Origin of the sequence: Pseudomonas lini, assembly GCF_030812475.1 — a bacterium.
GTDB lineage: Bacteria > Pseudomonadota > Gammaproteobacteria > Pseudomonadales > Pseudomonadaceae > Aquipseudomonas > Aquipseudomonas lini_A.
In genome coordinates this window covers 1-24045 of the sequence record NZ_JAUSSR010000021.1, presented here as the reverse complement: position 1 = coordinate 24045, position 24045 = coordinate 1, and the positions used below count along the sequence as shown (strand labels likewise).

The 24045-nt window shown below is 61.0% G+C and carries 17 protein-coding genes and 1 rRNA gene; 16 read left to right on the top strand and 2 right to left on the bottom strand.

The window, feature by feature from the left end:
* The first annotated feature begins 246 nt into the window (after nt 1-246).
* The 10 genes from bcsE (at nt 247) to J2W17_RS29020 (ending at nt 14572) form a co-directional block, all read left to right on the top strand.
* Nucleotides 247-1791 (top strand): cellulose biosynthesis protein BcsE, encoded by a 1545-nt coding sequence (gene bcsE, locus J2W17_RS29065; RefSeq protein WP_307343099.1) that lies wholly within the window; start codon nt 247-249, stop codon nt 1789-1791.
* The gene (gene bcsF, locus J2W17_RS29060; RefSeq protein WP_307343096.1) at nt 1788-1988 is read left to right on the top strand and encodes a cellulose biosynthesis protein BcsF; all 201 of its coding nucleotides are present in this window, start codon (nt 1788-1790) and stop codon (nt 1986-1988) included. The genes bcsE and bcsF overlap by 4 nt, the downstream gene beginning before the upstream one ends.
* Complete coding sequence (gene bcsG / locus J2W17_RS29055) at nt 1975-3612, top strand: cellulose biosynthesis protein BcsG (RefSeq protein WP_307343093.1); 1638 nt, start codon at nt 1975-1977, stop codon at nt 3610-3612. Before bcsF ends, bcsG begins: the two co-directional genes overlap by 14 nt.
* Nucleotides 3582-3845, top strand: a complete 264-nt coding sequence (bcsR, locus tag J2W17_RS29050; protein ID WP_307343090.1) for a cellulose biosynthesis protein BcsR — start codon at nt 3582-3584, stop codon at nt 3843-3845. The genes bcsG and bcsR overlap by 31 nt, the downstream gene beginning before the upstream one ends.
* Nucleotides 3842-4561, top strand: a complete 720-nt coding sequence (gene bcsQ, locus J2W17_RS29045) for a cellulose biosynthesis protein BcsQ (RefSeq protein ID WP_307343087.1) — start codon at nt 3842-3844, stop codon at nt 4559-4561. Before bcsR ends, bcsQ begins: the two co-directional genes overlap by 4 nt.
* A complete protein-coding gene (gene bcsA / locus J2W17_RS29040) occupies nt 4558-7149 on the top strand; it encodes a UDP-forming cellulose synthase catalytic subunit (protein WP_307343084.1) in 2592 nt (863 codons plus the stop codon). Before bcsQ ends, bcsA begins: the two co-directional genes overlap by 4 nt.
* A complete protein-coding gene (gene bcsB / locus J2W17_RS29035; RefSeq protein ID WP_307343082.1) occupies nt 7146-9464 on the top strand; it encodes a cellulose biosynthesis cyclic di-GMP-binding regulatory protein BcsB in 2319 nt (772 codons plus the stop codon). The genes bcsA and bcsB overlap by 4 nt, the downstream gene beginning before the upstream one ends.
* Nucleotides 9454-10587, top strand: a complete 1134-nt coding sequence (gene bcsZ / locus J2W17_RS29030) for a cellulose synthase complex periplasmic endoglucanase BcsZ (RefSeq protein ID WP_307343079.1) — start codon at nt 9454-9456, stop codon at nt 10585-10587. The genes bcsB and bcsZ overlap by 11 nt, the downstream gene beginning before the upstream one ends.
* Before the next feature lie 92 nt (nt 10588-10679).
* The gene (gene bcsC, locus J2W17_RS29025; protein ID WP_307343076.1) at nt 10680-14150 is read left to right on the top strand and encodes a cellulose synthase complex outer membrane protein BcsC; all 3471 of its coding nucleotides are present in this window, start codon (nt 10680-10682) and stop codon (nt 14148-14150) included.
* 83 nt (nt 14151-14233) lie between these two features.
* On the top strand, nt 14234-14572 hold the full coding sequence (locus J2W17_RS29020) for a tryptophan synthase subunit beta (RefSeq protein WP_307343074.1): 339 nt from the start codon (nt 14234-14236) through the stop codon (nt 14570-14572).
* Nucleotides 14573-14662: 90 nt separating this feature from the next.
* Here J2W17_RS29020 and lapG read toward each other — a convergent pair whose 3' ends face one another.
* Complete coding sequence (lapG, locus tag J2W17_RS29015; RefSeq protein WP_307343072.1) at nt 14663-15397, bottom strand: cysteine protease LapG; 735 nt, start codon at nt 15395-15397, stop codon at nt 14663-14665.
* A gap of 195 nt (nt 15398-15592) precedes the next feature.
* On the opposite strand from lapG, the gene J2W17_RS29010 reads away from it, so the two are divergent.
* From J2W17_RS29010 to J2W17_RS28985, 6 genes are all read left to right on the top strand, one after another.
* Nucleotides 15593-16303, top strand: coding sequence for a GntR family transcriptional regulator (locus J2W17_RS29010; protein ID WP_307343069.1), 711 nt, complete (start codon nt 15593-15595; stop codon nt 16301-16303).
* Nucleotides 16304-16958: 655 nt separating this feature from the next.
* Nucleotides 16959-17747, top strand: a complete 789-nt coding sequence (locus J2W17_RS29005) for a DUF3050 domain-containing protein (protein ID WP_307343065.1) — start codon at nt 16959-16961, stop codon at nt 17745-17747.
* The gene (locus J2W17_RS29000; RefSeq protein WP_307343062.1) at nt 17744-18673 is read left to right on the top strand and encodes a diiron oxygenase; all 930 of its coding nucleotides are present in this window, start codon (nt 17744-17746) and stop codon (nt 18671-18673) included. Before J2W17_RS29005 ends, J2W17_RS29000 begins: the two co-directional genes overlap by 4 nt.
* A gap of 13 nt (nt 18674-18686) precedes the next feature.
* Nucleotides 18687-22103 carry an amino acid adenylation domain-containing protein gene (locus tag J2W17_RS28995; protein WP_307343058.1) on the top strand — a complete coding sequence of 1139 codons (3417 nt, stop codon included), beginning with the start codon at nt 18687-18689 and terminating at the stop codon, nt 22101-22103.
* 28 nt (nt 22104-22131) lie between these two features.
* Entirely contained in the window at nt 22132-22599 is a 468-nt protein-coding gene (locus J2W17_RS28990) for an SRPBCC family protein (protein WP_307343056.1), read from the top strand.
* Between the two features lie 229 nt (nt 22600-22828).
* Nucleotides 22829-23836 carry a FecR domain-containing protein gene (locus tag J2W17_RS28985; RefSeq protein WP_307343054.1) on the top strand — a complete coding sequence of 336 codons (1008 nt, stop codon included), beginning with the start codon at nt 22829-22831 and terminating at the stop codon, nt 23834-23836.
* Between the two features lie 124 nt (nt 23837-23960).
* Here J2W17_RS28985 and rrf read toward each other — a convergent pair.
* A 5S ribosomal RNA gene (rrf, locus tag J2W17_RS28980) occupies nt 23961-24045 on the bottom strand; the annotation flags it as partial.

Below are 24045 nucleotides of genomic sequence, written 5' to 3'. Positions count from 1 at the left end.
AGAACTAAGACAGGACGCTAAACACCCGGCAGACAGGGATTGTCGATTTTCTGACGCAACAATCATTCGTGCGACAGACCTCGCCAATATTCAGACTCTTTTAACCCTAATCGTGAACTGCCTGCTGTCCGCTTGCGAAGTCGTGCGGCTGTGCGCGGTAGTTGGATGGTTTCTTGCAGTCAGGCTCTCATGGCCGCCAGTCGGTTGGCGCGACCCATGTATTCAGGATCAGGGGAGTAGCGGGTTTTGAGTCAAGTCACGCTGGCCATCCGGCATTTACAGGATGAGCAAATATGCCTGCGAGAAGCAGGTCTGTATTGGGTCGCGCTGGATCGGCCGGCCGATGCGAACCTTATCGCCTGTCAGTTTTTGTCGTCGCTGCAGCAGACCCACGCGGCGACCTTGACCTGCTGTGGCCAAGACCCGACCACCGTGGTCGCCACGATGGCCAGCGATGCCGGACCCGGTGCACTGAGAATGTTTTCAGTGCCCGATGACGCCGCCATTCGTGCTGCCTTCAATGCATTCACCAATGATCTTTCCCGTATCAACATTCGCCAAGGCAGTTACCTGGTGTTGATGCTCGCTGCCAGCCACGTGGAAAACCTCTCCCGCGACCAGCTGCACCGCTGGATTGACGGCATGCGCCAATGGCTCAATGAACGGGCATGTACCTTACTGGTGCTCTGCCACGGCCAGGCGCCTGCACTGCATGAACGCCTGCTGGCATTCAATGAAGATATTTCCGGACTGGCACAGCTATACCGTCGCGACGGCGGCATTTGCTACCAGTTGAACTTTTGGCACGGCGACAAGGGTGTTTGTGCAGCTCAGGCATTCGACCTTGTACTTGAAAACGACGAGTTCGGCCTGAGCGTCACCGAGCTGTCCAGCCCGCCGCAGACGCGCACCGACGATCAGCGCATTTACCTGACCCAGCGTTCGGTCCTCGAAGGCGCACCGCCTCTTTCCGAACAATGGCGGCTGTTCGAACATCGCAATGACTTGCTGGAACAGGCGGGTCATGCGCGGGCGGCCAGTGTCATCATGGCGCTGGAAAGCAACCAGGAAGTCGAACTGCTGGCCCGTCGTCTGCACGCGTTGCGCGAGCGTTGCGGCGTTGCCCTGAAGGTCATCGTGCGCGAAATGGAGCCCTGTCTGCGCTATCGCGACGAGCGCCTGTTGCTGGCCTGCGGTGCGAACCTGATCGTGCCGTTCAAGACGCCGCTGGCGCATTTCCTGAGCCTGGTGGACAGCGTTCAGGGCCAGATCTGGCGGCATCGCCGCGTGGCCGACGTAGAGATGCTGTTCGAACGTCTGCGCCCCCCGGCTCAACGTGGCTTGCTGCCCCCCTTGGCGTTCATCACCACACTGGACCAGATCTACAGTGGCGCCTCGGGTGAGGTCACTCATCAACTGCTGCGCTTGCATCCGCGCGGTGACCTGGACATCGACCAGTACCTGAACCAGATCACCTTGCGCCGTTTTGGCGACATCGCTTGCGTGCTCGACGGACATTTTTATCTTTTTCTGTTCGCCTGCCGGGCCGATGGCCTGGAACCTGCGCTGGGCAATATATGCCGTTTACCGTGGCGCGATATTTTCAGCGAGATCACCCCACTGTCGACCGTCGATGACTTGCCCCGCGAGGCGTTCCTCAATGCGCCACAACGATCCGAGGCGTACGACACGGCCAAGGAACAAGTGACGGAGACCCTGGCCCAGGCGATTGCCCGCGCCGGCTACATCCCGCAACGCATCAGCCTGTCGCTGTCGGAACCCTGCCCATGATGTATTCCCAACTGCTGCAAGTCATCGCGGCCAGTTGCCTGATGACGCTCGCGCTGATGCTGCTGCTACGTGCTGTTCGTCAGCACCTGCAGGGCTGGTTCCGGCGATTGCTGTCGCCCCGTTATTTGAAGCCCTGTGGCGTGCGTCGACGCGCGCCTGCAGCGCCTGCTCCGAGTGATACCCATGAGCCAGTTTGAAAAACCCGCCGCTCCCCTGCCGGTTCGGCAGAACGCCTGGACCTGGCCTGGATTGGGGCGCTGGAATCTGTACTTCCTGATCAAGCTGGCCTTGCTGTGGGGCGGTTACCTGAACCTGCAGGTGTTGCCCAACCTGGTCTTCGCCGCCGTGCTGCTGATTCCGTTGCGTCAGCGCCATCTGGCCACTCTGCGCACGCTGATTGCCATTCCGGTGGCCGTGGCGCTGCTCTATCAGGACACTTGGCTGCCACCCTTCAGTCGCTTGCTCGACCAGCCCGGGGTATTGAATTTCACCCCGGAGTACCTGATGGAGCTGGCTGGACGCTTCATCGACTGGAACCTGTGCGGCGCCCTGATGCTGATTGTGGTCGCGTACTTTTACATCCACCAATGGCTGCGCCTCACCACCTTTACATTGGCCGCCTTTGCCTGGCTGAGCGCCAGCAACCTGTCGGGCTGGCATGTGCCCGTGCAATCGCTGGCGCAGTCGGCCACTCCGGTGCAGGCCACCACGGCCGGCGAACCGGACAACAAGACACTGGAAGCCTACCTGCAAAAATTTTATGACACCGAGGCCGCGCGGCATGTCGAGTTCAAGCCGGCGGATGCCACTGCCCAGCCGTTCGACCTGTTACTGATCAACATCTGCTCACTGGCCTGGGATGACCTGGAGACTATCGGCCTGCGCGATAACGCTTTGCTCGCGCAGATGGATGTGGTGTTCGACAACTTCAACTCCGCGACCGCCTACAGCGGTCCGGCGGCTATTCGTCTATTGCGCGCCAGTTGCGGCCAGACATCGCACAGCAAGCTGTACGCGGTGGCACCCGAGCAATGCCTGTTGATGGACGACCTGCGCAAGCTGGGCTTCGAGAACGAAGTCATGCTCAATCACACCGGCAAGTTTGAAGGGTTTATCGATGAAGTCCGCGCACAAGGGTCCTTGCCGGCACCGGCTGTCAGCACTGGCGATTTACAGCGCACACTGGTCGCGTTCGATGGCTCGCCGATCTGGCGCGACCGGGATGTGCTGGACAAGTGGTGGGAACATCGTGAAAGCCTGGACAGTGCACGCGTGGCGCTGTTCTACAACTCCACCACCTTGCATGACGGCAACCGGGCCCTGACCGCCGACGGCGGCACCCAACGTGCCGACTACAAGCCGCGCGCGCAAACCCTGCTGGAGGACCTGAATGTCTTCCTCAAGGAACTGGAGAAGAGTGGGCGCCGGGTGGCGGTGGTGATCGTGCCGGAACACGGTGCCGCCCTGCATGGCGACCGTATGCAGATTTCGGGCATGCGCGAGATCCCGAGCCCATCGATTACCCGCGTCCCCGTGGGCATCAAGCTGGTAGGCATGGGCAAGAACCCGCGCAGTGGACCCGTCCATGTAACCCAGCCGAGCAGCTACCTGGCCCTCACGGAAATCATTTCGCGGTTGTATGCGTCGCCCGCTCCGCCTGACGGCCAGGGCCCGGACTGGCAAAGCTTGCTTGCCAATCTGCCAGAAACGCCAGCGGTATCGGAAAACGCCGGGACGGTCGTCGTCGACTACGCCGGCAAGCCTTATGTTCGAATCAAGGAGAAGGGTACATGGCTGCCTTACCCCCAAAGATTTCAGTAAAAAACCAGGCGCTGTCACGTACCGAGCGCGCCGATGACATCGCCCGCCTGAAGGTCGAGTTGAAGCTGCCCGAGCTTGAATACGTCGATATTTCGGCGCAACTGGAACTGCGCCGTGCCCTGCGCCGCTGGCCGCTGCTGGAAGAGTTCGGCTTTCCCGCACTGGCACCGACGGAGCCGCCGTTACCGCTGGCGCAGCCGATCCGGCAGAGTAAATTCGGAGCACTGAAGTGACAGCGTTGAGCCTGCGTGGCGTACGCGGCGGCGTGGGGACCAGTTCGGTGCTGGCGGCTGTCGGCTACGCGCTGCACACGCTCGGGGAGCGGGTGCTGATGATTGATATGTGCCCGGAAAACCTGCTGCGCCTGCACTTCAATCTGGTCGCCAGCGAGAAAACCGGCTGGGCGCGCGCCATGCTCGATGGCGACGATTGGCATGCCCAGGCCTGGAGCCTGGCACCCACGCTTGCCCTTTTGCCTTATGGCGTCCTGTCCTGGCAAGAATCCATGCATGTCGAACAACAGCTGCTGGACGACCCGATTCTTTGGGCGCGGCGTCAGGCAAGCCTGACAGCGCACTATGATTGGGTGTTGTTCGATTTGCCGCAACGACTGCAGGGGCACGCAATGATCGGCCCGTGCCTGTTCCCGATCCGCGTGACCGAAGCCGACGCCGCCTGCCATGTGCTGATGCTGCAGGAAGGCGGGACGGCACCGCTGCTGGTGAACCGTTATGAGCCCGGTAGCCAGTTGCAGCGCGACTTGTTACTGATCTGGCGCACGCATTTGGCCTCCCGTCTGCTGCCCTTTACCGTCCACAGCGACGAAGCCCTGCGAGAAGCCCTGGCGTTCAAGCAGCCGGTCGGCCAATACGCGCCCGCCAGCCTGTCTGCCCAGGATGCCCTCAGCCTGGCGACCTGGTGCCTGACCCGACGTCGGGAGGCGCAATGATCGCGCGGATTTTCCCCTACATGCATTTACGCCGACGGTACGACTGTTACCCTCCGACGGCGTTCTTGCTGGCGACGCTGACCGCGCTGGCCTGGGTGTTCCTGCGACTTGAGTCGCCCGTCTGGCAGACGCTGCTGGAGCAGCGCAAGCGCTGGTACCCGCACGTGGCCAACAAGGCACCGAGTGCGGGCGATCCACTACGCATCGCCCTGCAGAGCCTGTGGCTGTTGGTGGCCAGGCCGATGCCCGAGCGTCGCCGCAGAAGCAAGCCGCAATGGGTTCAGAACATGGGCCAGTCCAACCTGCGGCTGTGGGAGCGCGCGGCCAGATTTCTCAACGGGTTGCCGCAGCAGGCAAATGACAGCGAAACGCTCCATGCCGGCAAGAAATGGTGGCAGACCCTCAGCCCGCGCCAGCAGCACTGGCTGAACTATAGCTGCGCGGCTGTTGGCCTGGTCCTGGTGGTCGTGTGCATCACCGAGCCGTTCGGCTATGGTTCGCAATTGATGTTCGTTTTCTTGCTCTGGGCCGTGGCCATGGTGGTTCGCAGGGTTCCCGGGCGGTTCCCGACCTTGCTGCTGATTGTATTGTCGATCATCGTTTCCTGCCGCTACCTGTGGTGGCGCTACACCGCGACGCTGAACTGGGCGGCCCCGATGGACCTGGCCTTCGGCGTCTTGCTGCTGATTGCCGAAACCTATTCCTGGCTGGTACTGCTGCTGGGCTATATCCAGACGTGCTGGCCATTGCAGCGCCTACCGGCGCAGTTGCCGGCCGATACCCGCCTGTGGCCAACAGTCGACCTGTTGATCCCTACCTACAACGAAGACTTGTCGATTGTGCGTGGCACCGTATACGCAGCACTGGGTATCGACTGGCCCCATGACAAGTTGCGCATCTCGATTCTCGACGACGGCAAGCGCGAGGAATTTCGCCTGTTCGCCGCCGAGGCTGGGGTGAACTACATCACGCGTTCGGACAACAAGCACGCCAAGGCCGGCAACCTGAACCAGGCGTTGCTCAAGCTCGACGGCGAGCTGGTCGCCATTTTCGACTGTGACCATGTACCGGTCCGCTCTTTCCTGCAACTGACCGTTGGCTGGTTCCTGCGCGATCCCAAACTGGCACTGGTGCAGACGCCGCACCACTTCCTGTCGCCGGACCCGTTCGAGCGCAACCTCGGCACCTTCCGCCAGCGGCCGAACGAGGGTGAGTTGTTCTACGGCCTGGTGCAGGACGGCAACGACATGTGGAACGCCGCGTTTTTCTGCGGCTCCTGCGCGGTATTGCGTCGCTCGGCGATAGACGACATCGGTGGCTTTGCCGTCGAGACCGTGACTGAAGATGCACACACGGCTTTGCGTTTGCACCGCCGCGGCTGGAACTCGGCCTACGTGCGCATTCCGCAGGCTGCCGGTCTTGCGACCGAAAGCCTGTCCGCGCATATTGGCCAACGCATACGCTGGGCGCGCGGCATGGCGCAGATTTTCCGTACCGACAACCCGTTGCTCGGCAAGGGCCTGACGATCTTCCAGCGGATCTGCTACGCCAACGCCATGTTGCACTTCCTGGCCGGCTTGCCGCGCCTGGTGTTCCTCACGGCGCCCTTGGCATTCCTGTTGTTGCACGCCTACATCATTTACGCCCCGGCGCTGATGATCGTCCTGTACGTGATTCCGCACATGCTGCATGCCAGCCTGACCAACTCCCGCATGCAGGGCGAACATCGCCTGACGTTCTGGGGCGAAGTCTATGAAACGGTGCTGGCCTGGTACATCGCCCGCCCGACCACCGTCGCTTTGTTCAACCCGAAAAAAGGCAAGTTCAACGTCACTGCCAAAGGCGGCCTGATGACCGAGAACCAGTTCGACTGGCGCATCGCGCAGCCTTACCTGGTGCTCGCGCTGCTCAATGTAGTGGGCCTGGGTTTCGCGGTATGGCGCCTGATCTACGGCCCGGCCAACGAGATCGGCACCACCCTGGTGAGCAGCTTGTGGGTGATCTACAACCTGCTGATTGTCGGGGCCGCGGTGGCCATCGCTGCAGAAGTTCGCCAGGTCCGGGAAACGCACCGGGTCCAGGCGCGTCTGCCGGTTGCCATACGGCTGGAGAACGGTCATTTCTATCCCGGGATGCTGGTGGACTACTCCGACGGCGGGGCGGGTATCGAGCTGGAAATACCGCTGTCGTTGGCGGTTGGTAGCCGCTTGTCGCTGCTCATGCAGCGCGGTCAGCGGGAGTTTCTGTTCCCCTGCTTCGTCAGCCGCAGCCACAAGAATTTTGTCGGTGTGAGCCTGCAGGACCTGCCCGCCGATCAAAAAATCGATTACGTACAGTGCACCTTCGCCCGTGCCGATGCGTGGCTGAACTGGAATGAAGACTTCATCCAGGACCGGCCGCTGCGCAGCTTCATCGATGTGCTCAAGCTCGGCATGATGGGCTATTACCGCCTGTTCGAATACCTGCCTGCATGGATCCGCAAGCTGGCCTCTCCATTCGTGCGCCTGGGCGCATGGGTGATCAGCTATGTACCGCGCTTTCCGAAGGCTGTCTCTTCTCTTTCTTCTCGTCCGGTGAGCGCATCATGAGCCGCTATTTGCAAAAATCCTTGTTGGCAGGCCTGGTGTTGCTGGCCGTTGGCTGTGCCCAGGCGCAGATCTTGAAGGTTCAGCCCCCCGCGGCTGCCGCCCCCGTACTGGAGCCCGCTGCCGTCGTCCCGGTCATGCCAAGTTGGGATGTGCAGCGCAGCTTCGCGCAGCTGGGGCGCCCGGCCGACACTCTGTTGCTGGGTACGAACAACACCGATCAGATCGAATTCACCATGCGCCGCGACCGCATCGCCAGCGATGCGAAACTGCAACTGGAATACACCCCGTCCCCCGCCCTGATCCCGACCTTGTCACACCTGCGCATCTACCTCAACGATGTGTTGATGAACGTGCTGCCGATCGAGAAAGACCAACTGGGCAAAAAGGTCACTCGCCAGGTGGCGCTCGACCCTCGGCTGATCAGTGATTTCAACCGTGTACGGCTGGAATTTGTCGGGCACTACACCGACATCTGTGAAGAACCGTCGAACAGCGCCTTGTGGGTCAACGTCAGCCGGGTCAGCCATATTTCGGTGACCGAGCAGGCGCTCAGCGCGGAGAATGATCTGGCCTGGTTCCCATTGCCGTTTTTCGACGCACGGGACTACCAGAGCCCGGTGTTGAACATGGTCTTCGCCGCGAACCCGACCCTGGAGGAGCAGCGTGCGGCCGGTATCCTCGCATCGTATTTCGGCAGCCAGGCCGGCTGGCGCGGGACCCGATTCCCGGTAGCGTTCGATCACTTGCCTGGCGCCACAGCCAAGGACAAGGCCCTGCCTTCGATCGTCTTCGCCACCAACGATCATCGCCCAGCCATGCTCGCCGATCTGAAAACATTCCCGGCAGTGGATGCACCGGTGGTGCAGATCATCGACAACCCTGCCAACAGCTACAGCAAAGTATTGCTGATCATGGGTCGCAACGAAGCTGACCTGATTACCGCGGTGAAGGCATTGGCGCTGGGGGGCGACCTGTTTCGCGGTTCACGAGTGACCGTCGACGAGGTCCAGCGGATTCTGCCGCGCAAACCCTACGACGCGCCAAACTGGATGCGCACCGATCGCGCGGTGCGCTTCGCCGAGCTGGTCAAATACCCCGAGCAGTTGCGCGTCAGTGGCATACAGCCGCTGCCTGTCAGCGTCGACATCAACCTGCCGCCGGACCTGTTCGTCTGGCGTAACCAGGGGATTCCGCTGCAGACCAAGTACCGCTACACACCACCAGCAGTGACCAATGATGGTTCACGGCTGAACATCAGCCTGAACAACCAATTCATCACCAGCCTGCCACTGCCGGGCAACAGCAACAGCCGCCTGGATGAATTGCGCCTGGCGGTGCTTTCCAGTGAATCGGCGAACACCAGCGAGCGCCTGTCGGTGCCGGCCCTGAAAATCGGTGACCGCAACACCCTCAGCTTCAACTTCAGCTTTGCCAGCACTGCCAGCAGTTCTCAGCGCGACCGCTGCCAGAGCTCGTTGCCGGTCGACACCCAGGCCGTGATCGACGACCAGTCCAGCATCGATATGTCCGGTTATCACCACTACATTGCGATGCCTGACCTGAAGACCTTCGCCCGCAGTGGATTCCCTTACAGCCGCATGGCGGACCTGTCGGAAACCATGGTGCTGCTGTCGCCCCAACCGTCGGCCATTCAACTGAGTACTTACCTGGAGGCGGTGGCAGGTATTGCCGCACGCTCCGGCCTGCCGGCCTTCGGTCTGCATGTCAGCGATAACTGGGGCGATGCGGCCAAACTCGATGCCGATTTGCTTGTGCTCGGCACATTGGCCCCGGACGTGCGTGAAAACCGCGACTTGAACCTGCTGCTCGACCGCTCCCGCGATTGGTTGCTGCAGGCCAGCAATACCCAGCCCGGCCGCACGACAGCGCAGCAATGGCAGTACGGCGACGAGCGCAACCTGGCCGCCAGCCGGGTCGAGGTGTCCGCCAAAGGCCCGATCGCGGCCATGGTCGGCATGAAGTCACCCTTCCATGAACAGCGCAGCATCGTTGCCCTGCTGGCCACCCAGGACAGCGACTACCAGTTGCTGCGCGAGACCCTCGCCGACAGCGGCAAAATGGACGCCGTCGCCGGTTCCGTGGTGTTGATCCGCAGCAGTGGCGTGACCAGCCAAATGGTGGGTGAGCCGTACTACGTCGGCCATCTGCCTTGGTGGTTGATGCTCTGGTTCAAACTGTCGGACCACCCGGTTTTGCTGGCCTTCATGGCCGCAACTGGCGTGTTGCTGACCGCCTTCCTGGTCTGGCGAGTGCTGCAATGGGCGGCGCGTCGTCGTCTGGCTTATGAAGAGTAAGCGCGCAGTACTTGGTGCATTGCCGGGCCTGGGGCTGGCTGTCGCGCTTGCGCTGCAGCCAGCCCACTCGGCGGCGAGGGATTGTCCGTGGCCTGCCTGGGAGCGTTATAAGCAAGCGATCATCAGCGCAGACGGCCGCGTCATCGACGGCTCTTCCGAGCAGCGCATCAGCACCTCGGAAGGCCAGGGCTACGGACTGTTTTTCGCCTTGGTCGCCAACGACCGCCATTCATTCGACCGGCTACTGGCCTGGACCCGCAACAACCTGTCCGCGGGCGACTTGAACCGTCATCTGCCGGCCTGGAAATGGGGCAAGTCCCAGAATCAACAGTGGCAGGTGCTGGACAGCAACAATGCCAGCGACGCTGACTTGTGGATCGCCTACAGCCTGCTGGAAGCCGGGCGCCTGTGGCAACGCCCGGAGCTCGAAACCCAGGGTCGCAATCTACTCTGGCGCAGCGCGGCGCAAACCCTGCACAAGCTGCCGGGCCTGGGGCTGATGCTGCTGCCGGGCGATGCGGGCTTCCAGTCCGCCGAAGGCGTGCGCTTGAATCCAAGCTACCTGCCGTTGCAACTGCTCGCGCGATTTTCCAGTGAGGCGCCGATCTGGGCAGAGCTGGCGGACAACACCCGGCGCATGCTGGTTGAAACCTCCCCCAAGGGCTTCGCGCCCGATTGGTTGATGTGGCAGGCCGACCAGCGCTGGGGCCAGGACGCCAAGGGCGCGGACGGCAGCTATGACGCCATCCGTGTGTATCTGTGGCTGGGCATGTTGGCCAAGGATGCTCCCGGTCGCACACAACTGCTGGCGCATTTCAAACCGATGCTCGAGGCGACCGCTCGATCGGGCCATGTGCCCGAGCACGTGGACAGTATCAGCGGCATCGCCACGGGAACCGGGCCTATCGGATTTTCCGCGGCAATGCTGCCGCTGCTGTCCGCCAGTGGCGCCAGCGCGGCGGCAGCCGTTCAGCGAGAGCGTATGCAGCAGGCCCCCGCGCTGGCCGACGCCTATTACAACCAGTCGCTGCTGATGTTCGGCCAAGGCTGGGACGAACAACGTTACCGATTCGATAAAGACGGACGACTGATGCCAAATTGGAAGGGTTCATGCAAAGGCTAGTCCTGCGAAAAACGGCGGCGAAAACATCCACGCTGAGATCACTTCTGAGCTGTGGCACGCTCCTGTCCAGCTTTTATCTATGTTCGTCGGCATTGGCGGCGCAAGCTCCAGGCACGCAACAGGCGCAACAGCAATGGTTGCTGCAGCAGATGCGCGTTGGCGAGGCAATGTTCCGTGAGGAGCTCATCAATGACTCTCTGGCGCGCCTGGAACTGGTCGCGCCCAATCACCCGCAGGTGCTGGTCGGCAAGATCCGCCAGGCATTGCGCGCCGATCCTGCCCGGCAGGACCCGACCAGGAACGCGCAATGGATTGAGCAATTGATGACCCGCCTGCGCCAGCAGGCCCCCGGCTCACCTGAACTGCACCAAGCCTTGGCACTGGTCAAACTACAGAGCGACAGCGGTGTCAGGGAGTTGCAGCAGGCTCGATTGCTGGCGGCGGCCGGGCGTTTCGACGAGGCCACCGCCGCGTACGAGCAGCTGTTCGGCAATGACCCGCCCGACCTTGCCTCCGCTGTGGAGTACTGGAGTATCCGTAGCCGTCTGCCTGGGCAGCGCCAGCCGGCAATTGCTGCGGCGCGCAACCTGGACAACAAATACCCGGGCAGTACCAGCCTGCGACAGATGCTGGTGGGGTTGTTGTTCGCCGAGGATCTGGATGACGAAGCCCTGGCGGTGCTGCACCAATTGGCTGCAGATCCGCTGGCGAGCGCCGGTGCGGCAGAGACTGAATACAATTACCTGGTCAGGCGGCCGGTCAGCCCCGAAACGGCCAAGGCCTGGCAGGCATTCACGGGCTATTACCCCTATTCGCCCTTAGCGAAGGAAGCCACCAGGCATCTGACCGAACAGCGTCGGCTGCTTGCCGACCCCGCCTGGTTGGCCGGCAGCAAGGCCAAGGTCATGCTTGAAAACGATGCCGATCCCGTTGCCGCCGAAGCCCTGTTGCGTCGTGCACTCAAGGCCTACCCTCAAGATCCGGGCCTGCACGGTGCCTTGGGCGTTTCGCTGATGCGCCAAAGCAAATACGCGGCCGCCAACGAGGCCGTCAGCCGCGCACTGAGTCTTGAGCAAGACACCTTCTACATAAGCAAATGGCGCGATCTTCAGCAAGCTTCCCGGCTCTGGAGCCTGTTGCAAAAAGGGACACTGGCTTTGGAGGCGAGAAACTTGCCGGCAGCCCGTGTCGCGTTCACGCAAGCCCGTACGCTCGACCCGGGCAATACCGACGCATTGATTGGTCTGAGTGACGTCGCTATCGCCGAGTCGGACGATATCGCTGCCGAAGCGCTGCTACTGCAAGTACGCAAGCTGGAGCCGGACAGTGCCAGCGCTGTGCGAAGGCTGGTTCGTCTGTACCAGGCGCAGTCGAACGAGAAGGCCGAAGCGTTTCTCGATACGCTGCCCACCGGCAAGCAGGCCGAATTCACCGGCCTGCGCCAGAGCATACAACTTGAACGCCTGAGCCTGAAGGCTGATGCGGCGACAGAGCGTTCGGACTGGGCGCAACTGGTCCCCTTGCTCAAACAGATGCGCGTACTGGACCCGGACAACCCATGGCTGGCTTACCGCCTGGCGGGGGCCGAGCTCGCCTTGGGCAAACCGGCCGAGGCCGACGATGCGTTCCGCCAGCTGTTATCGCGTCAGGGCCATAATCCCGAGGCCCGCTACGCCCACGCGTTGTACCTGTCCACGGAAAATCGCGACAGCGAAGTACTCGCCAGCCTGGGACACATTCCCAAGGCCGGCTGGACTGACAACATGCGCGACCTGGCCACCCGTATCGAGCGTCGACAGTTGCTGGCACAAGCGGAGAAATTGCGCGATGCCGGCCACGAGCCCGAAGCCATTGCCCTGCTGCTTCGCAAGCCAACCGTCGATGACCTGTCGACACTGGCCGACTGGGCTTTCCAGCGTGAAGACTACCCACAGGCGCAGCATTACTACCGCCTGGTGCTCAAGCAACAACCGCAGGATTCCGAGGCGCAACTGGGGCTGATCGAGACCTGGATCGCTACCGCTCGCCAGCCTCAAGCCCGCGAAGCGCTGGGTCAGCTCACACCCCCTGTCGTACCGACGCCAGGCTGGCAGCGGCGCGTGGCCAACGCCTGGGCCTCGGTCGGTGAACCGGGCAAGGCCAACGCCCTGTATGCCCAGCTGCTGCAAACGCCGCAGACCGATCCGCTGATCTACCGCGACGCCGCACGGCTGATGGCCAAGAACCACCCACAACAAGCCCTGGATAACTATGCCCGCAGCATGACAGCCGCAGGCTTGACCCCGGCAGTTCCGTCCACCCCGCGTGACAACGTCGCGATGACCGAAGCCAGCCGCGCCAACGACGGTGATGACTGGATGCTTCGCAGCCTGCGCGCCGATGTCGATGAGCTGTATCAACAGCAAAATCCGACCGTGAACCTCTACCAGGATTTTGCCTGGCGCACTGACAACACCGCCCCGGGTATTTCCGACCTCACCACGCAAACCACGATTCTGCGCATCGATGCACCGTTTGCCGAAGGCCAGGGCTTTGTCCAGGCCGAACAGGTCGACCTGCAAGCGACTCGCTTCGATACCAATGACAATGGCCGGCATCAAGAGGCGTTCGGTACCTGCGCGCTGGTTACCGGCGGCTGCCCCAGCACGTCGCTGAGCACCAGCGGCCCCGGCCTTGCGGTCGGCTGGAAGAACGCCGCATGGGCCGCCGATCTTGGTCACAGCCCGCAAGGCTTCGAAATCGGCAACTGGCTGGGTGGCGTCAGCTACAGCAGTGACTGGCAAAGCGTGGGCTGGACCCTGACTGCTTCGCGACGGCCGATGAGCAACTCGGTGGTGTCGTATGCCGGTGCCGTCGACCCACTGACCGGCACTCGCTGGGGAGGTGTCACCAGCAATGGCCTGACCTTGAGCCTCAGCCATGACGAAGGTGGTGTCGATGGAGTCTGGGCGAGCCTGGGTGCACACCGGTTACTTGGCAAAAATGTGGAGGACAATCAGCGTCTCTCAGCCATGGGCGGCTATTACTACCGGCTCATCGACACTGCCGAAGAACGGATGCGTACCGGCTTGACCCTGATGTACTGGGGTTATGACAAAGACCTGAGTGAATACACCCTGGGGCAAGGCGGCTACTACAGCCCGCAACAGTATTATTCAATCGGGGTGCCGCTGAACTACGCCTGGCGTGACGCCAACTGGTCGGCCACGTTGGAAAGCTCCGTCGGTTGGTCTTATTCGAAAACCAGCGACAGCGATCTTTATCCACACGAATCGGTCAGCAGTCTGCAGGAACGGCTCAACGGTGCCGGATTCGCGACTGACAGCAACCCCAGCCTGATCAAGGAGGACAGCAGCAGCAATGGTATAGGCATCCGCCTGCAAGCCCTGGTCGAGCGCAGGCTGTCCGATCATCTGGTGCTGGGCACGGGCATCACCTACCAGCACAGCGAGGGTTATGCTCCCAGCCGCGCCCTGCTGTATCTGCGATACACCTTCGATGAATGGCAAGGCAACCTGCCGATGCCCATCGAGCCGGTCACCCCCTATGCGGACATGCGCTGACCCTTGCGATCACTCCATGCTCAGCCAGTGATTGGCCTATGCTGCTCTTGGCTGTCATGGATTCAAATCTCGAGGGATGCGCCATGTTCTACGTGCAACGCAACACTGAAGGCCGCCTGACGCGCGTTGAAGCCCAGGCGTACGCCGAAGCCACCGAAACGCTGCCGGCCGACCACCCCGATCTGCAGGCCTGGTTCGCCAACGAAGTCATGGCTGGCAGCCTCAAACAGCTGCAACAGAGCGACCTGGACATGATCCGGGTACTCGACGACTTGATTCAGGTATTGACCAGCAAAGGGGTGATTCGCGTGACCGACCTGCCGGCCGCCGCACAAGCCAAGCTCATGGACCGGTCCCACGCGCGTGAGGCGCTGGGCGGGCTGAGTCAGTTGGTCGAGGATGATGAAGCGGGGCTGATCTGAACCTCTTCGTTGCCTGCGCTGACGCCTTCGCGAGCAAGCTCGCTCCCACATTGGTCCGGGTCGCATACAAATGATGTGTACGCTGAAGATCTAATGTGAGCGAGCTTGCTCGCGAAGGCGGACTCCTTGTACCTGGTGGACCGTCTCGACCGGAAACCCTTCCGCCTGCATTTTCACCAAAACCTCCTGCCAACGTGACAGACGCTTGCTGTCCCCCATTTGTTTGTTGCCCTTGGCGCCCGGCAGCCACAATCCTTCGGCATTGAAAGCGTAGACCGGCAGCAGATCGGCTCTTTGGCTGGCGGGCCGGATCGCATCGATCAGGCTGTCGAGCACCAGCGGCATGGCCTCGGGGCTTGAGTAATAGGTCAACACCATGTGGGCGCGGTTCAGGTTCACGGCCTTGACGTAGGTGATGCGCAACTTGTCACTGGAAATACCGAGACGGCGCAGGCTGAAATATTTGGCGATAGCGAAGTCTTCGCAATCGCCGGCGCCTTTCCACAAGGCTTCGATCGGGGTTTGCCAATAATCGACCAGACGCCACAGGTCGATGTCCTCTTTGTACTGCAGTTGTCTGTTGAAGAATTGGTTGACCACGTTGAGTTGTTCCAGCTCGCTGATCTGCTTTTGCGCGGCCAACAACTGCTGCCAGGCATCAATGCGTTGCTGACCTTCGCCCAGCGGTCCGTATAATGCCTGCGCCCGACGGCTGATCATGGAAAAGTCCCAGTCAGCGTGCAGACCGCCCGGCATGGCGCCAGCCAGCAGCAACGCGCCGTACAACCAGCGCAACGTCCGGGGAATCGCGAAACATTCCGCCAAGGAGAGGCTTCCAGGTTGGGCAAATAAAGTCGATTGATGGTGAAGGCTGGCGCGGCGAAAGACAATGGCACGGTGCGACCACTGCTGACGCGCTAAACTCTTGATACAGCCTTTTACATGGTTTGACATCTTGTATAACTATAACTACTGTAAATTGGATCCAATATTTATCTCAGTCAATCAGGGTGCGTTGTAGTGACACAGAAGCCCAACCCTCTCAGCAGCATCAAGGTCAATGGGCCAATTCCTGCCCATCTGGCCCGCGCGGTAATCGAAGAAACCTTGCGTGCCGCTATACTCGACGGTCGCATCCCTTGCGGCATCGCCCTTCGCCAGCAGGACCTGGCTGACCTGTTCGGTGTCAGCCGCATGCCGGTTCGCGAAGCCTTGCGCCAACTCGAAGCGCAATCGCTGCTCAACGTGATCGCCCATAAAGGTGCGGTGGTCGCCCCCCTGGTTCAGGGCGATGCCGCTGAAACCTATGCGCTGCGGATCCTGTTGGAATCCGAAGCCCTGCGCTTGTCGATCCCGTTGCTGACCAGCGAGGATTTTCAACAGGCCGCCCGCTACATCGATGAACTGGAAACACAACACGACTACACCGAAATCGGCCGGCTCAACCGTCTGTTCCACATGTCGCTGTACAGCAAAGCGCCGAACCGGCGACTGTTGAAGCTGGTGGAAGACGGCCTGAACGAGGAAGAACGCTTCCTGCGTTTCAACCTGGAGGCCATGGGCCTGGGCAAACAGTCCCAGGAAGATCACCGGGCGATGTTACGTGCCGTGGAGGAGCGGGACATTGAACGCTCTGTGAAGTTGCTCGAACAACACCTCAATCGCGGGGTCGAGGTCATCACGCGTTACCTCGACAGCCCTGAGGCGAAAAAGCGCCAAGCCACGAAGTAACCCCAGCGGCAGGCTTGAGCAGGCACACCTGACTGCTTGTCCTCGCTTACCGCGATTATCCCGCCCTCCTCATTCTCGTCTTCGATCCACCCTCCCTGCCCGATCATTGCACCGACTGCATTTACGCGTCGGTGATGGCGGCCGTCTTCAATTACGCTCACTCTTGGGCTGCCGACGAATAAAAGAACGGGTGACGCGCCGCAGGTAGCGAAGCGGTCCTCGCACCAGGAACCAACGGAAGGAGTCTTGTCACGGGAAAGGAAGAATCGACGGCGTTCCCGGCCCACTTCCACCCCCCTCAGATCATTTTGACGTTCTTAATTAGAAAGTTGCTTCGAGTGAGGCATTCACTCTCTGTTTCGATTCTGACTTATATAAGCCGGAAGGAGCAACTACGTCCAAATAAAACTTTATTAAAAAGTCTTATTGAAACTTGTCACGCCCAATAAAGTTGAACTTTAAAATCGTATCAAAATAACTTGCGCATCACTTTATTTATGTATTAATTTTTCCCCGCCGCCATTGAACACTGGCTGGCAAGCCTTAACCAGACGATTACAGAAAACCATCCGGCATCAATTAGTTGAGGCGCTCGCACGCCCGTAAAACCTTATATGCCCGTTACTCATTGATCACACCACTTACAGGCTCACCCATGACATCGACTAAAGAGCATCTCGATCTAAAGAAAGCAGAACTTGGCGCACACCCGATCTTCGCTGAAATACATTCACTCTCGACACTTCGGCGCTTCATGGAATCCCATGTATTCGCGGTGTGGGATTTCATGTCGCTGACCAAGCGCCTGCAACAGGAGTTGACCTGCGTCCAACTGCCCTGGCTGCCGCCACCTGATCCGCAGGCTGCGCGGCTGATCAACGAGATAGTATTGGGTGAAGAGTCCGATGACCGTCCCGCGCAGGGTCATTACAGCCACTTCGAGTTGTATCTGCATGCCATGCGCGAGGTCGGTGCAAGTACGACTGCGGTGGAACGTTTCGTGGCGCTGCAACGCGAAGGTGTCAGTCATGACGTGGCGTTGCGCAGTGTGGAGGTCGATCCGGCGACCGCGCAGTTCGTGCGCCACACCTTGCACACCGCGCTGAACGCGCCGGGCCATTGTGTCGCGGCAGCCTTTCTGCACGGTCGCGAAAGCGTGATCCCGCAGATGTTCCAGCGCATTCTCGACGACTGGGGCATCGGCATAGAGCAAGCGCCGACCTTTCGTTATTACCTGCAGCGGCACATCGAAGTCGACTCAGAAGAGCATGGCCCGGCGGCGGAAAACCTCCTCGCGCGGCTGGTCAATGGCGATCCGCAACGTGAAGAAGAGGTCTATGCCAGCGCCATCGCTGCCGTGCAAAGCCGCATCGCCCTGTGGGATGGCCTGCGCCTGAGCATGGGCGTGGGTGTGGGCGAAGCAGTGGCCGAGGTGAATACATGAACGCCGCCGACTACCAATCCTTTGCCGACGCCTGGGAGAACCGCGCCACCATCCGCACCCGCCCACGCCGCGTGCTGGAGAACGACGACAAGCTGATCTATCCCTTGAGCCGTCAGCCACTGGTGCTGAGCGAGACCTTCCTGCGCGAATGCCCCGGGCAGCGGGATTTTGCCTTGGTGCAGACGCTCTACAAATTCATCAACGACGTGGTGATCTTCGAGACCGAGATCGTCGACAGGACCGCCCGCAGCATCGCGAAAAACCGTTTCCCGCTGGCCTTCCCGTTCGCCTGTCGATACGACGCCATGACGGTGGTGGTGGACGAGGACTACCACGCGCTGGTGGCCATGGATTTCATGCAGCAGACCATCGCCATGACCGGCATCACGCCGATCGGACTGCCGGATGAAATTGAACTGAGCCGGGCGATTCCTGCGGCCGTCACTCTCGCCCCCCAGCACCTGCGCAGCGCCGTAGAGCTGATCTGTGTGGCGATCGCCGAGAACACCGTCACGGGAGATGTCGCGGCGTTCGCCAAGGACGACACGGTCAAGCAGTCGATCAAGGGCTTGATGGCCGACCATTTGCTCGACGAGGGCCGCCACTCCGGCTTCTGGACGCGGCTGGTACGCATCTACTGGCACACCGCAAGCGAAGACGACCGCCGATGCATTGCGCACATCCTGCCGGTGTTCATCAGCCATTACCTGACCAACGACATCCAGAAGTCGTTTGATTTGCGGCTGATCGAATCCTTGCCGATCGGCGATGGAACACGCCGCGCACTCAAGAACGAAGTGTCGGGGCTGGCCTTCCCGATCAATCGCCATCACCCGCTGGTTGCCAACATCGTGCGGTTTTTTCGCAGCAGTTCGCTGCTCGACTCGCCGTGCGTACAAGACGCCCTGGGCGACTACCTGGCTTAACGAGGAGCACATCATGAGACGTCTCGACATTCTGCTCATTGGACGCAGCCAGGCCCTTATCGACCTGGCACTGGAACTCGAACAACAGGGACATGCGCCCAGACGCTTGCATGCCCTCGATGAGCAACCCGCGGGGCACGTCGATTTGCTGATCGACGACGCCAGCCTGCAAGTCAATTCCTTTGGCGACGTACCGCGGCTGACGCTGCAACTGGGCGTCGGTACGCCGGGAGCTTCAGGCCTGCCGCCGCTGGACCTGCTGTGCCTGTACGGCTCGACACTGCTGACCCGCGTGCCGATTGCGGATGAGCCTTCGGGTAACGGTCAGGCGTTGCGTATGCGAGCTCTTGCAGAGCTGGTGGACCACGTGGCATTGCTGATCAGCCGCTACTCACGGGATGCCGGGTATTTTCTGCTCGCCCCGCCCGCAACCTGCGCCTCATTTGAGCAGGTGGAGGACTTGCAGTATCTGGACCGCCTGGCCTTCGTCCACCGGCTCAACACCACCGCGCAACCCTGGCTGCTGCAACGGGCGCAAACGCCCATGATCGAGCGCCTTGAGCAGCGTTTCATCCAGTCCGCCGAGCGTCCGGCGCTGAACGTAGCCGGCACCTCCCTGAGTTATCGCGAATTGCATGCCCTGAGCCGCGCCATTGCGCAACGCCTGCAACCCTTGCTCGATCGGCATCAGGGGCCCGTGGTGGTCGGGATCTGCCTGGCGAAATGCAGCGCACTGTATGGGGGGATTCTGGCGATTCTGGGCAGCGGCGCAGTGTATCTGCCACTGGAGCCCAGCCATCCGTTGCAACGCCAGCAGTACATCCTGTCGAATGCCGGGGCGGTGTTGCTGCTGCACGACGGGCAGCACCCGCTCGCGACCGGGATGGCCAGTCTGGATATCAGCCGCATCGACGTCGCCGATGCAGATGCCGATCAACCCTTGATGCGCCAGCGACCCGATCTGGATGCGCCCTGCATGGCGCTCTACACCTCAGGCACCACCGGACACCCCAAAGGCGTATTGCTCAGCCAGGCCAATCTCGCCCACTTCACCGCGTGGTACGCCGACTACGTGCAGCTGACCGAGCAGAGCCGGGTGTTGCAGTTTTCGTCGCTGGGATTCGACTCGTCGCTGATCGATATTTTCCCGACCCTGCTGCAGGGTGCCGAGCTGTTCGTACCAAGCGACGATCAACGTCGCGACCCGTTGCAACTGGTGGAACTGATCGGTCAACAACGACTGAGCCACGCCTTTTTGCCCCCAGCGCTGTTGAGCATCCTGCCGCTGGATCGATTGCAGTGCCTGGATCATGTCATGACCGGCGGTGATGTCTGCGAGCCCTGGGTCATCGAGCAACTGACTCGCCAGGGCAACCTCTACAACCTCTATGGGCCGACCGAAGCCACAGTGCTGATCACCGCGCGACAATTGCGTAGCGGTGACAGCAATCACACCCTCGGCGCACCGATCGCGAACAGTCAGGTGCTGATTCTCGATGAGGACTTGCAACCGGTGGCTGAGCAGATCACCGGCGAGTTGTACATCGTCGGCCCGGGGGTGTGTTTGGGTTATTTGAATAACCCGCAGCAGACCGCCGAACGCTATCTGAATCTGCACCTGGCCGATGGTGAGCGCCTGCGCGCCTACCGCACCGGCGACATGGCCAGGTGGACCAGCGAGGGCATCGAGCTGTGCGGGCGCCGGGACAACCAGGTGAAGATCCGGGGTTTCCGGGTCGAGCCGGAAGAGATCGAACGCTGCCTGCGCGCCAGTCGGCTGTACCGTCAGGTGGCGGTAGTCATCGACAGCCAGCGGCGCATTCTGGCCTTTCTTGCGCAGCCTCAGGAAAACCAGCCCGGCACTGCTCGTGAAGCGCTGAAAGCCCACGCCATCGAGTGCCTGCCGGATTACATGCGGCCCTCTGCATGGACGGAAGTGGCGATCATGCCGTTCGCCAGCAACGGCAAGGTCGACCGCAAGGCGCTGCTGGACTTGCCTGTCAACATGACCGAGGACCGCCCACGGCGTTTGCCCGCCAGTGCCGATGAAACCCTGTTACTGGCGATCTGGGCCGAGTTGCTGGAGTTGCCGGCCAGTGATATTTCCACCGACGAAAGCTTCTTCAACCTGGGCGGCCACTCGATCCTGTTGTCGCGCATGCTCTTGCGATTGCGTGAAGAATTTGGTCGCAGCATCTCTATCAACCGCTTCATCGAACTGCCGACCATCAGCAAACTCGCGACACTGGTTCGTGGCTCGGGCACCGAAGAAGTATTGAGCGAACAGGCCATGGCCGACGCCTTCCGCGAGTTGGAGGTGCAGCCCTTGCCGGTGAGCGCCATGGGCGACGTGCACAAGGTGATCGTTACCGGCGCCAACAGTTTTGTCGGTGTGCACATTGTCGAAGCGTTGCTGGCCTGGGGTGCCACCGAAGTCGCGTGCCTGGTGCGTGAGGGTGGCGGGCAATCGGCGTCCGAACGCTTTGCCCAGGCCGTGCAAGAGAACCGCCTGGAGCACCTGGACCTGAGCCGGGTGCAGGTTTACCCGGCGGATATTGCCCGCCCCGGGCTGGGGCTCGCCGCGGATGTCCATGAGCGACTGGACCGGCAATTCGGCGCGCTGGTGCATAACGCCGCCAACGTCAACCACGTCCTCGACTACGAGTCATTGGCGCGGGACAACGTCGAACCGATTTTCGAATGCCTGCGATTGTGCGAAGGACGCAGCAAAAAGATATTCAACTTCGTTTCGACGCTTTCAGCGTCCAGCACCCTTTCCGCCGATGGCCGGGTGCTTGAGCTGCCGGCCGCACAGACCCCGCCGATCTACATCAAGAACGGCTACAACCTGTCGAAATGGGTCGCTGAACGCATCCTCGAACGGGCTCGGGAACGTGGGGTCCGGGTCAATCTGTATCGCCCCGGCAACATCAGTTTCAACAGCCTCACGGGGGTCTGCCAACCGCACAAGAATCGTTTGATGTTGATGCTCAAGGGCTCGATCCAGCTCGGTCAGGTACCGCAATTCGCGCTGAACTTCGACTTGATGCCGGTGGACTTCCTGGCCCGTTTTATCGCATTCCACGCCAGCCGTTATCAGCCAGATAAAGCCGTGTTCAACCTGCACAACCCCGAACCCCTGAGCTGGGATGCCTACGTCGCGTCATTTCGCGAGGCCGGCCGGGAGTTTTCGATGGTCAGCGTCGCCGACTGGCAACAGCAATTGGGCCGGGTCGACAGCGACAACGCGCTGTTTGGCGTACTCGGTTTCTACCTCAACGGCTTCGAAGAAGACATCGGCGATATCTCGATGATTGGTCACGACAACGCCCACGCCGGCGTGCGTCAGATGGGCTCGCAATACCCGGAAAAATCCCCGGCGCTGCTGCGTCGTGGCTGCGACTACCTCAAAGAAATCAATTTCATCTGATCATCCCAACCAAGAACGGAGCAATACCATGAGCACTCTGCAACCCGATACCCTGATCAAAAACCCTCAAGGCGGCGCTGTCGTAGCGTCAGTGGAAGTGCCGGCCGATGCCGCGCAAGTCTGGGCAGTGGTCGGCAACTTTGCCGGCTTCGATCGCTTCATACCGGCGCTGTCGCACATCGAGACGACCGGCGAAGGCGTGTCATCCCTGCGCAAGAAATTCTTCAGGGACGGCAATCTGGTGGTCGAACAACTCAACTCCCGGGATGAGCAGGCTCGAAGCATGACCTGGACCACGATCTACAATACCTTGGGCGTGGCCAATTTATGGGCGGCGATGAATGTTGAAGGGTTGGGCGCGGGCAAGTCCCGGGCGACCTGGACCATCATTGCCGAACCGGCGCAGGGCGGTGCCGAAGCCTTGCCGGGGTTCAAGGCGTTCGTGCAGGGGTTTGCCGATGACGCCATGAACAATGTGTTGAAGCTGTTTGTGTAGGACTTGAGTTTGGCGGTGAATGGTCCACCGCTTTCGCGAGCAAGCCCGCTCCCACACTGGATCTGCGTCGTACACAAATACTGTGTTCACCATAGATTCAACGTGGGAGCGGGCTTGCTCGCGAAGAACGATAACGCGGTCCCGCTGACGTTCCGCCCGGCCGCAGTTGCAAATTCCCCAGCCCTTGATGACACTGCGACTAATTGTCATTTGTGACGTTCGGGCTCCGATGGATAGTTCAGTGTTGAATCCCCGCGGCGAGCCGCATCAGCAGGTAGTCCAGCAAGCCATCAATTGGTTGCTGCAGCTGCGCAACAACGCGGCCAATCCCAGGCTGCGCCAGCAATGCGATCGCTGGCGGGCAGAACACCATGAGCACGAACTGGCCTGGCAACGAGTGCAATCCCTGCATGCCGAATTGAGCGGCAACCCGCGGACGGTACCGGGAGCGCAGGCCGCCTTCAATACGTTGGACCATAGCGCCTCGGGAATGGGAAGACGGCAGGCGTTGAAGCTGCTGTCGGGGGCGCTGCTGATGGGCTCTGCTGCATGGCTGGGCAAGGATGCAGTGGGCTGGCAACAATGGACCGCTGACTTCGCCACCGCCACCGGCGAGCGACGTGGCTTCCAGCTACCCGATGGCACGCGCCTGGAGCTCAACACGGCCAGCGCGGTGGATCTGGATTACACCGCGCAGCAGCGGCTGATCAAATTGACTCGCGGTGAGATCATCGTGACGTATGGCGGAATCGACGAAGGCTCTTCATTTGATCGACCGTTACGGGTGCACTGTCGCTACGGCGTGTATGAAGGGGTGGGGGCGCGTTACATCCTGCGCCAGGAGGCCGACTGCACTCGACTCAGTGTCACCAGTGGCATCGTCGCGATTGTTTCTCCGCTGCCTGCAGACGGCACGCCGATTCGACTGAACGCCGGGCAAAGCTATTTGATCGATCACCGCCAGGCGAAGCCGGTGCCGCCGCTGAACATGGATGTCGGCGCCTGGGTCGACGGGTTGATCGTGACCCGCAACATGCGCCTGAAGGATTTCCTCGATGAAGTCGCACGTTACCGGCACGGTTATCTGAAGTGCTCGGCGGACATTGCCGAATTGCGCCTGTCCGGGATGTTTCATCTTGAAGACACCGACAAGCTGCTGACAATCCTGCCGCAAACCCTGCCCGTGCAACTGCGCTATCGCACCCGCTGGTGGGTGACTGTGGAGCGACAGGCCTGAATTATTCTCCTGGCCGGGACGGAAATCCCTATCGGGTGGCGCAGCGGGAGGCTCGCTCAGACACAAACAGCGGACAAAAACAAAACCCCTGTCTGCGTTAGCAGACAGGGGTTCTGGAATTCAATCTTGACGATGACCTACTCTCACATGGGGAAACCCCACACTACCATCGGCGATGCATCGTTTCACTGCTGAGTTCGGGATGGGAT

Excerpts from the sequence above, each read along its gene's own strand:
- bcsA (WP_307343084.1), top strand. The coding sequence starts at position 4,558 with ATGATCGCGCGGATTTTCCCCTACATGCATTTACGCCGACGGTACGAC.
- J2W17_RS29020 (WP_307343074.1), top strand. The coding sequence starts at position 14,234 with ATGTTCTACGTGCAACGCAACACTGAAGGCCGCCTGACGCGCGTTGAA.
- J2W17_RS28995 (WP_307343058.1), top strand. The coding sequence starts at position 18,687 with ATGAGACGTCTCGACATTCTGCTCATTGGACGCAGCCAGGCCCTTATC.
- bcsR (WP_307343090.1), top strand. The coding sequence starts at position 3,582 with ATGGCTGCCTTACCCCCAAAGATTTCAGTAAAAAACCAGGCGCTGTCA.
- bcsF (WP_307343096.1), top strand. The coding sequence starts at position 1,788 with ATGATGTATTCCCAACTGCTGCAAGTCATCGCGGCCAGTTGCCTGATG.
- J2W17_RS29005 (WP_307343065.1), top strand. The coding sequence starts at position 16,959 with ATGACATCGACTAAAGAGCATCTCGATCTAAAGAAAGCAGAACTTGGC.
- J2W17_RS29000 (WP_307343062.1), top strand. The coding sequence starts at position 17,744 with ATGAACGCCGCCGACTACCAATCCTTTGCCGACGCCTGGGAGAACCGC.
- J2W17_RS28985 (WP_307343054.1), top strand. The coding sequence starts at position 22,829 with ATGGATAGTTCAGTGTTGAATCCCCGCGGCGAGCCGCATCAGCAGGTA.
- bcsZ (WP_307343079.1), top strand. The coding sequence starts at position 9,454 with ATGAAGAGTAAGCGCGCAGTACTTGGTGCATTGCCGGGCCTGGGGCTG.
- bcsB (WP_307343082.1), top strand. The coding sequence starts at position 7,146 with ATGAGCCGCTATTTGCAAAAATCCTTGTTGGCAGGCCTGGTGTTGCTG.
- bcsG (WP_307343093.1), top strand. The coding sequence starts at position 1,975 with ATGAGCCAGTTTGAAAAACCCGCCGCTCCCCTGCCGGTTCGGCAGAAC.
- J2W17_RS28990 (WP_307343056.1), top strand. The coding sequence starts at position 22,132 with ATGAGCACTCTGCAACCCGATACCCTGATCAAAAACCCTCAAGGCGGC.